Raw genomic sequence first — 14,710 nt, forward strand, 5'->3', positions numbered from 1 at the left:
GGCTGTGGGGCAGTCCCCCCAGGTCTCTTACAGCCCCTTCGACTATGCGATCCACGAAGACCCCTACCCGACGTACGCCAGGCTGAGAGACGAGGCTCCGCTCTACCGGAACGAGGAGCTGGGCTTCTGGGCCCTGTCACGGCACGCCGACGTCGCGTCCGCCTTCCGGGACCACGCCACGTTCTCCAACAGCAACGGCGTCTCGGTGGAGCCCAGCGCGTGGGGGCCGCACGCGCACAAGACGATGTCGTTCCTGGCCCTGGACCCGCCCCGGCACACGCGGATGCGGGCCCTGGTCTCCAAGGGCTTCACGCCGCGCCGGGTCAAGGAGCTCGAGGGCGGCATCCTCGACCTGACCCGGCGGTACCTCGAACCGCTGGTCGAGGCGGGCGAGGGCGACTTCGTCGAGACGTTCGCCGGCAAGCTCCCGATGGACGTCATCTCGCAGATGATGGGCGTCCCGGAGGCCGACCGCTCCGAGGTGCGGCGGCTGGCCGACCTGGTGGTGCACCGGGAGGAGGGCCTCAACGACGTCCCGCACGCCGGGATGGAGGCCGCCCTCACCCTGGCCGGCTACTACGAGCAGATGGTCGCCGAACGGAAGAAGCGGCGCACCGAGGATCTGACGTCCGCGCTGCTGGACGCCGAGATCGACGGCGACCGGCTCGCGGACCGCGAGGTCATCGCGTTCCTGTTCCTGATGGTCGTGGCCGGCAACGAGACCACGACCAAGCTCCTGGCCAACTCGCTCTACTGGGGCTGGCGCAACCCGGCCGAGTCCCGGAAGGTGCTGGACGACGCGAGCCGCGTCGACGACTGGATCGAAGAGACGCTGCGGTACGACACGTCCAGCCAGATGCTCGCGCGCACCGTCACGCGGGAGACCACCTGGCACGGGGAGACGGTCCCGCCGGGGGAGCGGATGTTGCTGCTGGTCGGGTCCGCCAACCGCGACCCGCGGGTGTTCGCCCGGGCCGACACCTACGACATCGACCAGGACACCTCACAGATCGTCAGCTTCGGCGGCGGGCGGCACTTCTGCCTCGGCGCCAACCTCGCGCGGCTCGAGGCCCGCATCGCACTCGGCGAGTTCGCCCGGCAGGTGTCGGCGTACGAGGTCGACGGCGACCGGGCCGAACGCGTGCATTCGGTGAACGTTCGGGGGTTCGCGACCTTGCCCGTACGGCTGGAGAGGCGGCGGTAGTGCCCAGATTCGAACCACATCCCGAGCGGCGTCCGGCTTTGGTGGCCGGGGCGTCGTCGGGGATCGGCGCCGCGGCGGCGACCGCGCTGGCGATGGCCGGGCATCCGGTCGCGGTCGGCGCGCGGCGCACCGACAAGTGCGAGGAGCTCGCGGCGACCATCCGCGCGGGCGGGGGAGAGGCGTTCGCGCACCCCCTCGACGTCGGCGACTCCGACTCGGTGAAGTCCTTCGTGGCGGCCGCCGAAGAGGCGCTCGGCCCGGTCGAGGTGCTCGTGTCCGGCGCCGGCGACCTGGCCGCCGACCGCATCCACGAGCTGGACTCGGAGAGCTTCCTCGCCCAGGTGCAGGTGCACCTGATCGGCGCGCACCGGCTCGTGTCGGCGATCGTCCCGGGGATGGTCGCGCGCCGCCGCGGCGACGTCGTCTTCATCTCCTCCGACGTCGTCCGGGCGCCGCGCACCCGGATGGGCGCGTACGTCGCCGCCAAGAACGGCGTCGAGGGCATGGCGCGCGCCATGCAGATGGAGCTGGAGGGCACCGGCGTGCGGGCCTCGCTCGTCCGGCCCGGCCCGACCGCGACCAACATGGGCCTGGGCTGGGACGCCGAGACCACCGGCGAGGTCCTGGAGGAATGGGTCAGGTGGGGCCTCGCCCGGCACCCCTACTTCCTGCGCCCGTCCGACGTCGCGGCGGCGGTGGCCGCCGTCGTGGGGACGCCGCGCGGCGCGCACCTGTCCCTCGTCGAAGTCCAGCCCGAGGCACCCGTGGAGAAGTCATGACGATCCCTGTCGTGTCCGGTGGTCCCGACCACCTGGACGAGCTGCGGTCGGACCCGATCGAGCTGATGCGCCGCGTCCGGCGGGAGTGCGGCGACGTCGGCGAGTTCCAGCTGGCCGACCGCCGGGTGGTGCTGCTGTCCGGCGAGGAGGCCAACGAGTTCTTCTTCCGTTCCCCGGACGAGGAGCTCGACCAGGCCGAGGCCTACCCGTTCATGACGCCGATCTTCGGCGAGGGCGTCGTGTTCGACGCGACCCCCGAGGAACGCCGCGAGGCGCTGCACAACCAGGCGCTCAAGGGCAGCTACCTCAAGGGGCACGCGGCGACGATCGCGGCCGAGGTCGACCGGGCCGTGGCCGGCTGGGGCGACGAGGGTGAGATCGACCTGCTCGACTGGTTCGCCGAGCTCACCATCTACACCTCGTCCGCGTGCCTGATCGGCAAGAAGTTCCGCGAGCAGCTCGACGGGCGGTTCGCCGAGCTGTACCACGACCTCGAACAGGGCACTGACGCGATCGCCTACGTCGACCCGTACGCCGACATCGAGAGCTTCCGCAGGCGGGACGCGGCGCGCGCCGCGCTGGTCGACCTCGTCCAGGGCATCATGAACGGCCGCCCGCCGAAGCCGCCGCGCGAGGACCGCGACCTGCTCGACGTGCTCATGTCGATCAAGAACGAGGACGGCTCGCTGAAGTTCGACGCCGACCAGGTCACCGGCATGTTCATCTCCATGATGTTCGCCGGGCACCACACCACCTCCGGGACGGCCGCGTGGACGCTCATCGAGCTGCTGCGCCACCCGGACGTGCTGGGCGGCGTGACCGGGGAGCTGGACGAGCTCTACGCCGACGGCAGCGAGGTCAGCTTCCAGGCGCTGCGCGAGATCCCGCGCCTGGAGTCGGCGATCAAGGAGGCGCTGCGGCTGCACCCGCCGCTGATCCTGCTGCTGCGGGTCGCCAAGTCCGACCAGGAGGTGCTCGGCCACCGCATCCCCGAGGGCACCATGGTCGGCTGCAGCCTCGCCGTCTCCAACCGGATCGCCGAGGACTTCCCCGAGCCCGACGCGTTCCGGCCCGAACGGTACGCCAAGCCGCGCGAGGAGGACCTGGCGCACCGCTGGACGTGGGTGCCGTTCGGGGCCGGGCGGCACCGCTGCGTCGGCGCCAACTTCGCCATGATCCAGCTCAAGGCGATCTTCTCGGTGCTGCTGCGGGACTGGGAGTTCGAGCTGGCGCAGCCGTCGGAGACGTACCGCAACGACCACTCCAAGATGGTCGTCCAGCTCGCCCAGCCCTGCACCGTGCGCTACAGGAGGCGGAGGCGGCACGCATGAGGGTCGAGGCCGACCTGGACCTGTGCCAGGGACACGCGGTGTGCGAGATGGAGGCGCCCGACGTCTTCGAGGTGCCGTCCAAGGGCAAGGTGCAGGTGCTGGACGCCGAGCCCGCCGAGGAGCTGCGCGACGAGGTCGCCGCGGCCGTGCGTTACTGCCCCACCCGGGCGCTCACACTGAAGGAGACCACCCCATGAGCGGCACGACAGGCTTCCCGCGCGAGGAGCTCGACGACATGGTGGAGCACTGGCTGGCCACCAACCGGCACTGCGAGGAGATCGGCGACTGGCGTCCGCTGGCCGAGCTCTACACCGAGGACGCCACGTACGGCTGGAACATCGGGCCCAAGCAGGACTTCATGGCGGTCGGCCGCGACGAGATCCGCGACGTGGCGCTCGGCCTGGAGATGGGCGGGCTGGACGGCTGGCAGTACCCGTACCAGAGCATCCTGGTCGACGAGCGCAAGGGCGAGGTCGTCGGCTTCTGGAAGCAGATCGCCGACGCGAAGCGTCCCGACGGCGGCGCCTACGAGGTGGCGGGGATCGGCGGGAGCTGGTTCCGGTACGCGGGAAATCGGCAGTGGTCGTGGCAGCGGGACTGGTTCGACCTGGGCAACGTCACCTCGCTGTTCATCGAGATGATGAAGGCCGAGGTGTTGTCGGACGGGATGAAGCGGCGCCTGGACCGGGCGGCCTCGGGCGACCCCATCCCGGGTTACTACAAGCGCGGCGAGAGTCCCGCCCCGCTCTGGTGATCTCCGGTCCGGGGACGATCGCCCGGCCCTGGTGATCGCCCCGGCTCGGTGGCCGGCCGGACAGGCGCGATCCGGCCGGCCAGATCTTCGCTGGGCCGGGCCCGGCGAACGCAGCGCCCGGCCGGGCTAGACCTGGCCTTCGGGCTTGGCGGGGATCGTGGCCTTGATCGCCTCGCCCAGCTCGATCAGCACGTCGCCCGGCGGGGCGTACTTGGCGGGCACCGTCACCTCGACGTAGGCCTGGCGGGCCACGGCGGTCCAGGTGACCGGCCGGTCGGCGGGCTGCCCGAACCAGTCGACGCCGTTGATGGTCATGAGCCGCGAGACCGGCTGGAGCGCGGCGGGCCTGGGCACGCCGCAGCGCAGCGCGATCGCCGGTGCGCCCCAGGCGGCGGTCAGCGGCGAGTCCGGCTCGGTGTCGCGGCGGGACAGGCCGTTGACCTTCTCCGGCAGCCGGAGCCCCTCGCACAGCCGTGCCGTGGCCGGGTCCGGCTTGGGCGGCTCGATGCGCACGGCCCCCTGGCCGCACGCGGCGGCCGTCAGCAGGGTGACCAGGCCGAGCGCCAGCGCCCGCACCGCGGCGCTGGAGCGGGCGCTGGTCAGGGGAGGCCTGCGGGCCGGACCGTCAGATGTGCACGATCGGGCAGGTGAGGGTGCGAGTGATCCCCTCGACCGCCTGGATCTGCGCGACGACGAGCTTGCCCAGCTCGTCGACATTGTTGGCCTCCGCTCGGACGATCACGTCGTACGGCCCCGTCACGTCCTCCGCCAGCTTGACGCCCGAGATCCCGGCGATCTCGAGGGCCACTGCGGCAGCTTTGCCTACCTCGGTCTGGATGAGGATGTAGGCCTGCACCATCACGTCCTCCCCGGGCGGAGAAAATAGCCGTCGGAAGGTCACCGTATCGTGTTACGCGGCGCGACGGGGGTCCGGGGGCGGCCGATCGTTCCGGGGCGCACCGGGCGCGAGGGATTCGGATGGGGGAGCCGGAGGGCGGATGCGGACCGTTGGCGAGATGGGGGAGTTCGAGCTGATCGCCCGGCTCACCCGCAGGCTGCCCCAGGGCCCGGCGATCGAGCTGGGGCCCGGCGACGACGCCGCCGTGGTCGCGGCGCCGGACGGGCGGGTGGTGGCCACCACCGACCTGCTCGTCGAGGGCCGCCACTTCCGCCGCGACTGGTCCGGCCCCTACGACATCGGGCGCAAGGCCGCCGCGCAGAACCTCGCCGACGTGGTCGCGATGGGCGCCAGGCCGACCGCGCTGCTGATCGGCCTCGCCCTCCCGCCCGCCACGCCCGCCGGCTGGGCCGAGCGCCTCTACGACGGGCTCGCCGACGAGTGCGAACGGGCCGGAGCCTCGGTGGCCGGGGGCGACGTCGTCGGCGCCGCCGAGATCACCCTCGCCGTCACCGCCCTCGGCGACCTCGGCGGTGCCGCGCCGCTGACCAGGTCCGGCGCCCGCCCCGGCGACGCCGTGGCCGTCCGGGGCCGCCTCGGCTTCTCCTCGGCCGGTCTCGCCCTGCTGGCGGGCGGGCGGGACGCCCCGGAGGAGCTGACCGAGGCGCACCGTCGGCCGGAGCCGCCGTACGAGGCGGGCGCCGAGGCCCGCGCGGCCGGGGCCACCGCCCTCATGGACGTCAGCGACGGGCTCCTCCAGGACCTCGGCCACATCGCCCGCGCGAGCGGCGTGCGGATCGACGTGACGAGCGCGGCGGTGCCCGTGCCCGGAGTGCTCGGCCCCGACGGGCTGCGGCACGCCCTCACCGGGGGAGAAGATCATCCCTTCGTCGGGACGTTCCCGCCCGGCGCCCCGGTCCCCGCAGGGTGGACGGTCCTCGGCGCCGTCACCGAGGGTGACGGCGTGACCGTCGACGGACGGCCGTACGGTCCTGGCGGTTGGGATCATTTCCGCAGTTGAGGGCCCTTTTGACGGGCTGTGGTGGCTCGCACCCTTTTACCCATCCGGTAGGCATATTTGGTACTGGTTTGGTATACCTTCCTGTGATCGAAGAGGGATGGGATGGGACGACACACCAAGCCGCACCGGCCGGACGACGAGGGGCCCCACCAGCCGCCGCCGACCGCGCAGCACCGGCCGGGCGTACCGTCGACCCCCGCTCCGCTCCCGGCTCCGCCTCCCGCCCAGGCTCCGCCTCCCGCCCAGGCTCCGCCTCCCGCCCCGCCGCGGGCTCAGGCTCCACCGCCCGTCCAGGGCCCGCCGCCCGCCCAGCCCCGGCCTCCGGCCGCCGCGCCGACCCCTGCCCCGACCCCTGCCCCGGCCCCCGCCTCGCCGCCCGTCCCGCCTCCGGCGGCGGGCCGTCCCCCGGTCTCGCTCGACGTGACCATGCCGGACGTGAACGCCTTCTACAAGACCCGGGGCCCGGAGCCCGGCCCGGCGACCGACCTCCCGTCGGCGCCCGCCCGGCCGCCCGCCACCGGCCGCCCGGGCGTCGCCGCGCCCGTGGCCGGCGCCGAGACCGGCGCCCCGCGCCCGCCCGGCCGCGGGTCCGGCAAGAAGAAGTCCGATGACGACGGGGCCGCGTCCGGCTTCCGCTGGTCCAAGAAGCTCGTCATCGCCCCGCTCCTGCCCATCACCGCCCTGGTGATCGCGGTGGGCATCGTCGCGTACGCGGGCAGCACCTCCCAGATCTCCCTCAACTTCGGCGGCGGCACGCACGAGACCGTCGAACGCGGCGGCGACGGCGCCGAGGTCACCGAGCGCGAGCCGAACGGCCGCGCCAGCCGCGGCGCGGGCAAGCAGGGCCTGGTCGTCGCCTTCCGGCTCGCGAGCCGCACCGAGACCGGCTTCCGCGGCACCGTGACGATCGCCAACCGCGGTCGCCAGCCGGTCGCCGACTGGGCGATCGCGTTCAGGATCCCCAACGTCACGTTCGTCTCCGCGACCGGCGGCACCGTGGTCCGCACCGGGCAGACCCTCTACGTGCGCAGGGCGCCCACCGCGGCGGCCCTCGCGCCCGGCCAGCGCGTCCAGATCGCCTACGCCGCCAACGGCGTCGCGCAGGGCCCCTCCGTCTGCCGGATCAACAAGGCGCCCTGCCTGCTGGTCTGACCCGGTTCGAGGCACTTCGTGGCCGTCTAGGCTTGGCGGCATGACGCAGAACCCCCGGCAGGCGCCTCCGCTCGTCCTCACCATCGCCGGCTCCGACTCCGGCGGCGGCGCCGGCATCCAGGCCGACCTGAAGACGATGCTGGCCCTCGGCACGCACGGCATGAGCGTCATCGCCGCCGTCACCGCGCAGAACTCCCTCGGCGTCCAGGGTTACTGGGAGCTGCCGCCCGAGGCCGTCCGCGCCCAGCTCGACTCGGTGCTCGGCGACATCGGCGCCCAGGCGATCAAGACCGGCATGCTGGCGTCCAGCATCCTGGTCGAGACCGTCGCGGACCGCCTGGCCACCGTCGACGTCCCGGTGATCGTCGACCCGGTCGGCGTCTCCAAGCACGGCGACGCCCTGCTGGCCCCCGACGCGGTCGCCGCCGTACGGTCCGCGCTGCTGCCCGTCGCGACCGTCGTCACCCCCAACCTGTACGAGGTCGAGCAGCTCACCGGCGTCAAGGTGGTCGACGAGTCCGGCCTGCGCGGGGCCGCCGAGGCCGTCAAGGCGCTCGGCCCCGCCTGGGTCCTGATCAAGGGCGGTCACCTGCCGGGCGAGCCCGCGGACCTGCTCTTCGACGGCACCACCGAGCACCGCTTCACCGCCCCGCGGCACGACAACCGCCACACCCACGGCACCGGCTGCACCCTGGCCTCCGCCATCGCCTCCCACCTCGCCCTCGGCGAGGACGTGCCCGGCGCCGTCGCCAAGGCCAAGGAGTACGTCACCGGCGCCATCGCGGCCGGCTTCCCCCTCGGCGCCGGCATCGGCCCCGTCGACCACGCGTGGATGCGGCGCTGACCGGGGCGGGCGCGGGCATCGCGGCGCCGGAAAGCGCGAAGTCGGCCCACCGCCTGGCGGTGAGCCGACTCGAAACCCTTATGCGACCGTCAGACGGTCGGCTTGGTCACCTTGCCCGCCTTGATGCAGGACGTGCAGGCGTTGATCCGCTTGGTGCCACCGTTCACGACGGCGCGCACACGCTGGATGTTGGGGTTCCAGCGGCGCGGGGTGCGGCGGTGCGAGTGGGAGACACTCATGCCGAAACCGGGTCCCTTGCCGCAGACGTCGCAGACGGAAGCCACGGGAAACTCCAAAGTGGGTGTCGGTGCTCTGAATCGGAGCGATCCGGCCCGCGGGGCCGTCTGGAGCGCTCGCTGAAGGCGCCTCGGAGGAGGCGCATGGGCCAGAGTAGCCGACGGCGCGCCCGGTAAGCGAATCGGCGAAGGGATTCGGCCTGCGGAATCCCGGTGTGATCGGTTCCCAAAGGGACGCCTCACGCGATACAGCTTTATCGCGGACACGACACCGGCATGGGACGGTACGTGACGCCGACAGCGCGGAGGGGAGCCGGAGTGGGCGAGGTCCTCGACGGGGCGGCGGTACGGCGATGGTGCCGGCTGGCGGCCGACGCGCTCGGCAGGACCCGGGGAGAGATCGACGCGCTCAACGTGTTCCCCGTCCCCGACGGCGACACCGGGACGAACCTGCATCTCACCGTGCTCGCCGCCGCCGAGGCCGCGGAGGGGCTGCCCGGCGGCGCCGACGCCGCGTCCGTCTGGAAGGCCATGGCCCAGGGATCGCTGCTCGGCGCCCGCGGCAACTCCGGGGTGATCCTCAGCCAGGTGTTCCGCGGCCTGGCCGAGATCATGGGACGCTCCGGCGCCCGCGTGGACGCCGAGGTCTTCTCCGAGGCCCTGGAGTACGCCTCCCACCTGGCCCGCAACGCGGTCGAGCACCCGGTCGAGGGCACCATCCTGAGCGTCCTCCAGGCCGCCTCCACCGCGACCGGCACCGGCGACGGCCTCACCGGCGCCGCGCGCGCCGCCGCGACCGGAGCGCGCCAGGCCCTCCGGCTGACCACCGGCCAGCTCGACGTCCTGGCCCGCAGCGGCGTGGTCGACGCGGGCGCGGCCGGGCTCTGCGTGGTCCTCGAGGCCCTCGCCGCCGTGATCACCGACGAGTACCCGGAACGGTACGAGATCCCCGCCCGGACCCAGGGGGAGCCCGCGCCGCGCGAGGAGCCGCCGGAGACGCCCGGCCCCGGCTACGAGGTCATGTACCTCCTGGACGCCCGCGACGAGGCCGTCCACGAGCTCCGCGAGGCCCTCGACGGCCTCGGCGACTCCCTGGTCGTCGTCGGCGGCGACGGGCTGTGGAACGTCCACGTCCACGTGGACGACGCCGGGGCGGCCATCGAGGCGGGCCTGGCGGCCGGCCGCCCGCACCGCATCCGGGTGACCTACCTGAAGGCCGTCACCCCGGACCAGCCGCACGCCCCGCACGTCGGCCGCGCCGTCGTCGCGGTGACCGCCGCCGACGGGCTGGCCGCCCTGTTCGAGAGCTGCGGCGCCCGCGTCGTCCGCCGCGAGCCCGGCGCCGTCCCGCCCATCGCCGTCCTCGCCGAGGCGATCCTGGCGGCCGGCGACGAGGTGGCGGTGCTGCCCAACGAGCCCGAGGTGCTGTCCCTGGCCGAGGCCGCCGCCGAACGGGCCCGCGACGCCGGAGCCCACATCGCCGTCCTCCCCACCAAGGCCTCCGTCCAGGGCCTCGCCGCGCTGGCCGTGCACGACCCCCTCCGCCGCTTCGCCGAGGACGTCATCGCCATGACCCGCGCCGCGGGCGCCACCCGTTTCGGCCATCTGGAGGTGGCCGCCGAGGAGGCGTTCACCAGCGTCGGCCTCTGCCAGCCGGGCGACGTCCTCGGCCTCATCGAGGGCGACGTCGCCATGATCGGCGCGAGCCTGGCCGACGTCGCGCGCCTGTGCCTGGACCGCATGCTCTCCGGCGGCGGCGAGCTGGTCACCCTCATCGTCGGCACCCACGCGCCCCCCGGCCTGGCCGAGGCCATCGAGGACCACCTGCGCGACGTCCGCCCCGACGTCGAGGTCGGCGTCTACGACGGCGCCCAGGAACGTTACCCACTGCTCATCGGCGTCGAATGACCGCGTGATGGGCTAGAAAAGAACGCGTGGCGAAACTCGACGAGCCGTTGCGCAAGGTCCTCGGCGACAAGACCGCCAAGGTGCTGGCGAGCGGGCTCGACCTGCACACGGTCGGTGACCTGCTCCACCACTACCCGCGGCGCTATGCCCACCGGGGCGAGCTCACCGAGCTGAGCGGCCTGGAGGACGGCGAGCACGTGACGGTCATGGCCGAGGTGACCAAGGTGCAGGGCCGCACCCTCACCCGCAGTCCCGGCTACGTCCTGGAGATCACCGTCACCGACGGCACCGGCGAGCTCAAGCTGAGCTTCTTCGGCCGCAAGGGCTCCTACGTCGCCGAGCGCGACCTCTCCCCGGGCACCCGCGGCCTGTTCGCCGGCAAGATCAGCACCTACCGCCCCCGCTCCGGCCGCCCCGTCCGCCAGCTCACCCACCCCCAGTACAAGGTCGTGGCCGCCAAGAACGCCGAGGCGGCCGCCCAGGAGTGGGCCGACGAGATCATCCCGATCTACCCGGCCACCAAGGGCCTGGACATCGACGCCATCACCAAGTCCGTCGGCATGGTCCTCGACCAGCTCGAGCTCGGCGGCGACCCGATGCCCCAGCTCACCCTCAAGCGTTACGGCATGATCGGCCTGCGCGACGCCTACGAGGGCATCCACCGCCCCACGACCTGGGACGATCTGGGACGCGCCCGCAAGCGCCTCAAGTGGGACGAGGCGTTCGTCCTCCAGATCGCCCTGGCCCAGCGCCGGCTGGCCGCCGCGGCCCTCCCAGCCAAAGCCCGCCCCGCCATCGAGGGCGGCGTCCTCGACGCCTTCGACGCCCGCCTCCCGTTCGACCTCACCGAGGGCCAGCTCGCCGTCGGCCGCGAGATCGCCGAGGACCTCTCCCTCGAACACCCCATGCACCGCCTCCTCCAAGGCGACGTGGGCGCCGGCAAGGCCCAGCCGCTCGACGCGCGGGTCCTCACGGCCGAGGGTTTCCGGACGATGGGCAGCATGGCGCCCGGGACCGAGGTCGTGACGCCGACCGGCGAGATCACCGTGGTGACAGGTGTGTTCCCGCAGGGGGAACGGGAGGTCTACCGGATGGTCTTCTCCGACGGGACCTCGGTCGAGTGCGACGACGAGCACCTGTGGCCGGTCAAGACCGACACGGGGTGGCACCGGGGCCGTCCGCTCAAGGTGCTCACCACGCGTGAGCTGCGTCAGGACCTGCTCAGGAAGAACGGCGGCGGCAAATGGTACGTGCCGCTGCTGGAAGCGCCGGAGATCGAGGGCTTCGGGGCGCGCCCGGTCGACCCCTACCTTCTGGGGCTGCTGCTGGGAGACGGCTTCATGAAGTACGGGCGCGTGGCGATCTCCACCGCCGATCCGGAGATCGTCGACGCGGTCTCGGCGGTCATGCCGGTCGGCTGCAGGCTCCGTCAAGTGGAAGGCCGGCCGCTGGACTGGCTGATCCTCGGTGAACGGCGCGGCACGGGCAACCCGCTGCTCCAGGCGTTGCGCGATCTCGGCGTGTACGGGACGGGGGCCCATGACAAGTTCGTTCCGGCGTCCTACCTGGAGGCTTCGGTCAAGGAGCGGCACGCGCTGCTCCAGGGGCTGATGGACACCGACGGGACGTTGCGGGCGGAAGGACGTGACGTCAGCTTCACGTCGGCCTCCCGGCGACTGGCCGAGGACGTGGCATGGCTCGCCCGGTCGCTCGGCGGATACGCGCGCTGCAGGCCGGTGACCAAGGTCGGCAAGCGTTACTGGATGACGAGCGTCGCGTTGCCGAACCGGTTCGCGCCGTTCCGGCTGGCCCGCAAGTCAGGGCTGCTCCGGCCCCGTTCCAAGTACGAGCGCAGGCGCAAGTGCGTACGGGCCATCGAATACGTGGGCCGCAAGCAGGTGCAGTGCATCTCGGTCGCCCATCCCGATCGCCAGTACGTGACCGACGGCTGGACGCCGACCCACAACACCATCGTGGCGTTGCGGGCGATGTTGCAGGTGGTGGACGGGGGCGGTCAGGCGGCGTTGCTGGCTCCGACGGAGGTGCTGGCCCAGCAACATTTCCGGTCGATCGGCGGGATGCTGGGGGAGCTGGCGCAGAAGGGGCAGCTGGGCGGCGCCGACGACGCGACCAAGGTGACCCTGCTGACCGGGTCGCAGGGGGCCAAGGCGCGCAAGGCCTCGTTGCTGGACGCGGCCTCGGGCGAGGCGGGGATCGTGGTGGGGACGCACGCCCTGTTGCAGGACCACGTGCAGTTCGCCGACCTGGGGCTCGTGGTGGTGGACGAGCAGCACCGGTTCGGGGTGGAGCAGCGGGACGCGCTGCGGGAGAAGGTGTCGGGCGGGCGGCCGCACGTGCTGGTCATGACGGCGACGCCGATCCCGCGGACGGTCGCGATGACGGTCTTCGGCGACCTGGAGACGTCGGTGCTGGCGCAGCTGCCGGCCGGGCGTTCGGAGATCGGGACGCACGTGGTGCCGCCGGAGAAGCCGGCGTTCCTGGCGCGGACGTGGGAGCGGATCAAGGAGGAGGCGGCGAAGGGCCGCCAGATCTACATCGTGTGCCCCCGGATCGGCGAGGCGGAGGGCGACGAGGGCGACCGGATCGAGGAGGACGGCGAGCGGCGGTCGCCGCTGGGGATCATGGAGGTGCTGCCCCGGCTGGAGGAGCTGCTCGACGGGCTCCGGATCGGGGTCCTGCACGGCAAGCTGCACCCGGACGAGAAGGACGGGGTGATGCGCCGGTTCACGGCGCGGGAGCTGGACGTCCTGCTGGCCACGACGGTGATCGAGGTCGGGGTGGACGTGCCGAACGCGACGGTCATGGTGATCATGGACGCCGACCGGTTCGGGGTGTCGCAGCTGCACCAGCTGCGGGGCCGTGTCGGGCGGGGGACGCTGCCCGGCCTGTGCCTGCTGGTGACCGACGCCGAGGCGGGGAGCAAGGCGCGGGAGCGGCTGGACGCGGTGGCGTCGACGACCGACGGGTTCGAGCTGTCGCGGCTCGACCTGGAGCAGCGGCGCGAAGGCGACGTGCTCGGGGCGACCCAGGCGGGGCGGTCGTCGAGCCTGCGGCTGCTGACGTTGCAGCGTGACGAGGAGGTCATCCGCAACGCGCGGGACGAGGCGACCGTGCTGGTCGAGGCCGATCCCGAGCTGGAGGACAACCCGGGCCTGGCGGCCGAGCTGGCGGCCCTCCTGGACGAGGACCGGGCGGACTTCCTGGAGAAGGCCTGAGCCCCGGGGCGCGGCCTGGGCGCCGCACCCGGGAGGTAATCCCTATTTAATAGGTTGACTATGTCGAGAATATGGGTCAGGATTGCCGTGTGCAGCCGAGAGAGCCCCTGACGGTCCGCCGCCACGTCGATCTTCGACGTGTGGCGAGCGCGCTGTGTTCCCGCCGCTGATCCCCGCGACCTTCCCGTACCGGATCAGACGGCTCTGCCGGAGGCCTCCCATGACGATCATCGACGCCGACGCGACGACCGCCACCGACCCCACGTCCAGCACCGACCCCACGGGCGGCGGCTCCTCGTCCGGGCTCCTCGCCCGGGTCGTCGAGCTGCACCGCATCGCCGACCCCGACCCCGCCGACATCGAGCCCTACCTGCGCGACGCCGAGCCCGAGGTGCGCGGCGCCGCGCTGGGCGTGCTCATCCGCGCCGCCAACGCCGGCGCCCTGCCGAGCGGCCTCGGCGACACGCTCGCCTGGGCGCTCGCCGACGAGGACGAGCAGGTCCGCGGGCTCGCCGCCGAGGCGCTGCGCGACCTGCCCGAGCTCTACATCGGCGACGACGGCGTCAAGGCGCTGCTGCTCGCCGCCCGCCACGGCCGCGACGCGCTGGTCCGCGAGAGCGCCGCCGGGCTGCTCGACGTCCTCGCCGAAGGGGCCGCCGAGCTGTACGCGCAGGGCCTGCACGACGGCGAGGTGCACGTGCGGATCCAGGCCGTCCTCGGCCTGGTCGCCCTGCACGCGGTCGCCGAGGTGGCCGAGGCCGCCGACGACCCCGCCCGCGAGGTGCGGGTGGCGGTGGCCGAAGGCCTGGCCAGGCTCGCGGTGCCCGCCGGGCTCCCCGTCCTGGAACACCTGCTCGCCGACCACGACGCGGTCGTCCGCATGGCCTCGCTGGACGCCGCCGCCGAGCTCGGCCTGCCCGAGCCGCTGGAGGGGCGCGTCATCACCGCGGTCGCCCACCAGAGCTGGCAGGTGCGCAAGCGCGCGGCCCTGGCGCTCGGCGTCGCCGGCGCCGAGGTCGCCGTGCAGCCGCTGCTGCACGCGCTGCGCGACCGCATCGTGGACGTGCGCCGCGCCGCGGTGCAGTCGCTGGAGCAATGGGCGGCCGACCGTCCCGAGGTCGTGACCGCCCTTACCGAGGCGCTCGCCGACCCTGACCCGGGGGTGCGAACACAGGTGCGCTGGGCACTCGCCTGAGGGCCCGAGCGTCAGAAGAACGTGGGCGGGATGTTCCGGGGTGGGGGCATCCCGCCCGCCCTTTCACAGGGTGGCTGAGTACGCCTCTGTGATCGGGTGACAACAGAGGGGCGCGCGGGTAGGGGTCGGCTGTCGAATCGGTGCGCGACGGA

At 73.1% G+C, this 14,710-nt stretch carries 14 protein-coding genes and 2 pseudogenes; 13 read left to right on the forward strand and 3 right to left on the reverse strand.

What is annotated here, in order from left to right; all coding sequences use genetic code 11:
• Positions 1-4: 4 nt before the first annotated feature.
• Genes ABZ810_RS11155 through ABZ810_RS11175 form a run of 5 tightly spaced genes read left to right on the forward strand, consistent with a single transcriptional unit; the run spans position 5 to position 4,068 of the window.
• Positions 5-1,204 (forward strand): cytochrome P450, encoded by a 1,200-nt coding sequence (locus ABZ810_RS11155; RefSeq protein ID WP_358402024.1) that lies wholly within the window; start codon positions 5-7, stop codon positions 1,202-1,204.
• Positions 1,204-1,983: an SDR family oxidoreductase gene (locus tag ABZ810_RS11160; RefSeq protein ID WP_358402026.1), complete on the forward strand. Its 780-nt coding sequence runs from the start codon at positions 1,204-1,206 to the stop codon at positions 1,981-1,983. Before ABZ810_RS11155 ends, ABZ810_RS11160 begins: the two co-directional genes overlap by 1 nt.
• Positions 1,980-3,314: a cytochrome P450 gene (locus ABZ810_RS11165; RefSeq protein ID WP_358402028.1), complete on the forward strand. Its 1,335-nt coding sequence runs from the start codon at positions 1,980-1,982 to the stop codon at positions 3,312-3,314. Before ABZ810_RS11160 ends, ABZ810_RS11165 begins: the two co-directional genes overlap by 4 nt.
• On the forward strand, positions 3,311-3,511 hold the full coding sequence (locus tag ABZ810_RS11170) for a ferredoxin (protein WP_358402030.1): 201 nt from the start codon (positions 3,311-3,313) through the stop codon (positions 3,509-3,511). The genes ABZ810_RS11165 and ABZ810_RS11170 overlap by 4 nt, the downstream gene beginning before the upstream one ends.
• Entirely contained in the window at positions 3,508-4,068 is a 561-nt protein-coding gene (locus ABZ810_RS11175) for a nuclear transport factor 2 family protein (RefSeq protein ID WP_358402031.1), read from the forward strand. The genes ABZ810_RS11170 and ABZ810_RS11175 overlap by 4 nt, the downstream gene beginning before the upstream one ends.
• Positions 4,069-4,194: 126 nt before the next feature.
• On the opposite strand, the gene ABZ810_RS11180 is transcribed toward ABZ810_RS11175, so the two are convergent.
• Together ABZ810_RS11180 and ABZ810_RS11185 are read right to left on the reverse strand one after the other, a co-directional pair.
• Complete coding sequence (locus ABZ810_RS11180; protein ID WP_358402033.1) at positions 4,195-4,644, reverse strand: DUF3515 domain-containing protein; 450 nt, start codon at positions 4,642-4,644, stop codon at positions 4,195-4,197.
• Positions 4,645-4,693: 49 nt separating this feature from the next.
• On the reverse strand, positions 4,694-4,927 hold the full coding sequence (locus ABZ810_RS11185; RefSeq protein WP_358402035.1) for an Lrp/AsnC ligand binding domain-containing protein: 234 nt from the start codon (positions 4,925-4,927) through the stop codon (positions 4,694-4,696).
• Positions 4,928-5,066: 139 nt separating this feature from the next.
• Between ABZ810_RS11185 and ABZ810_RS11190 the strand changes: the two genes are divergently transcribed.
• The 3 genes from ABZ810_RS11190 to thiD all read left to right on the forward strand — a co-directional run bounded on the left by ABZ810_RS11190 (position 5,067) and on the right by thiD (position 7,983).
• Entirely contained in the window at positions 5,067-5,987 is a 921-nt protein-coding gene (locus ABZ810_RS11190; RefSeq protein ID WP_358402037.1) for a thiamine-phosphate kinase, read from the forward strand.
• A 102-nt stretch (positions 5,988-6,089) separates the two neighbouring features.
• Positions 6,090-7,139 (forward strand): cellulose binding domain-containing protein, encoded by a 1,050-nt coding sequence (locus ABZ810_RS11195; RefSeq protein WP_358402039.1) that lies wholly within the window; start codon positions 6,090-6,092, stop codon positions 7,137-7,139.
• A gap of 40 nt (positions 7,140-7,179) precedes the next feature.
• Positions 7,180-7,983: a bifunctional hydroxymethylpyrimidine kinase/phosphomethylpyrimidine kinase gene (gene thiD, locus ABZ810_RS11200; protein ID WP_358402041.1), complete on the forward strand. Its 804-nt coding sequence runs from the start codon at positions 7,180-7,182 to the stop codon at positions 7,981-7,983.
• 89 nt (positions 7,984-8,072) lie between these two features.
• Here thiD and rpmB read toward each other — a convergent pair whose 3' ends face one another.
• Entirely contained in the window at positions 8,073-8,267 is a 195-nt protein-coding gene (rpmB, locus tag ABZ810_RS11205) for a 50S ribosomal protein L28 (protein ID WP_358402043.1), read from the reverse strand.
• A 270-nt stretch (positions 8,268-8,537) separates the two neighbouring features.
• Here rpmB and ABZ810_RS11210 point away from each other — a divergent pair, with 270 nt between their 5' ends.
• The 5 genes and pseudogenes from ABZ810_RS11210 (at position 8,538) to ABZ810_RS11230 (ending at position 14,558) form a co-directional block, all read left to right on the forward strand.
• A complete protein-coding gene (locus tag ABZ810_RS11210; RefSeq protein WP_358402045.1) occupies positions 8,538-10,127 on the forward strand; it encodes a DAK2 domain-containing protein in 1,590 nt (529 codons plus the stop codon).
• Between the two features lie 26 nt (positions 10,128-10,153).
• Positions 10,154-11,872 (forward strand): annotated as a pseudogene (locus tag ABZ810_RS11215) (LAGLIDADG family homing endonuclease); the annotation flags it as partial.
• 138 nt (positions 11,873-12,010) lie between these two features.
• Positions 12,011-13,363: pseudogene (locus ABZ810_RS11220) on the forward strand (helicase-related protein); the annotation flags it as partial.
• Between the two features lie 71 nt (positions 13,364-13,434).
• A complete protein-coding gene (locus tag ABZ810_RS11225; protein WP_358402047.1) occupies positions 13,435-13,533 on the forward strand; it encodes a putative leader peptide in 99 nt (32 codons plus the stop codon).
• Positions 13,534-13,583: 50 nt separating this feature from the next.
• Positions 13,584-14,558 (forward strand): HEAT repeat domain-containing protein, encoded by a 975-nt coding sequence (locus ABZ810_RS11230; RefSeq protein ID WP_358402048.1) that lies wholly within the window; start codon positions 13,584-13,586, stop codon positions 14,556-14,558.
• Positions 14,559-14,710 lie beyond the last annotated feature (152 nt).

The organism is Spirillospora sp. NPDC047279 (assembly GCF_040643285.1).
GTDB lineage: Bacteria > Actinomycetota > Actinomycetes > Streptosporangiales > Streptosporangiaceae > Spirillospora.

What these genes read in the sequence shown, in the direction of transcription:
- ABZ810_RS11190 (WP_358402037.1), top strand. Translation starts at nt 5,067, where the DNA reads ATGCGGACCGTTGGCGAGATGGGGGAGTTCGAGCTGATCGCCCGGCTC.
- ABZ810_RS11175 (WP_358402031.1), top strand. Translation starts at nt 3,508, where the DNA reads ATGAGCGGCACGACAGGCTTCCCGCGCGAGGAGCTCGACGACATGGTG.
- ABZ810_RS11165 (WP_358402028.1), top strand. Translation starts at nt 1,980, where the DNA reads ATGACGATCCCTGTCGTGTCCGGTGGTCCCGACCACCTGGACGAGCTG.
- ABZ810_RS11225 (WP_358402047.1), top strand. Translation starts at nt 13,435, where the DNA reads ATGGGTCAGGATTGCCGTGTGCAGCCGAGAGAGCCCCTGACGGTCCGC.
- thiD (WP_358402041.1), top strand. Translation starts at nt 7,180, where the DNA reads ATGACGCAGAACCCCCGGCAGGCGCCTCCGCTCGTCCTCACCATCGCC.
- ABZ810_RS11195 (WP_358402039.1), top strand. Translation starts at nt 6,090, where the DNA reads ATGGGACGACACACCAAGCCGCACCGGCCGGACGACGAGGGGCCCCAC.
- ABZ810_RS11170 (WP_358402030.1), top strand. Translation starts at nt 3,311, where the DNA reads ATGAGGGTCGAGGCCGACCTGGACCTGTGCCAGGGACACGCGGTGTGC.
- ABZ810_RS11230 (WP_358402048.1), top strand. Translation starts at nt 13,584, where the DNA reads ATGACGATCATCGACGCCGACGCGACGACCGCCACCGACCCCACGTCC.
- ABZ810_RS11185 (WP_358402035.1), bottom strand. Translation starts at nt 4,927, where the DNA reads ATGGTGCAGGCCTACATCCTCATCCAGACCGAGGTAGGCAAAGCTGCC.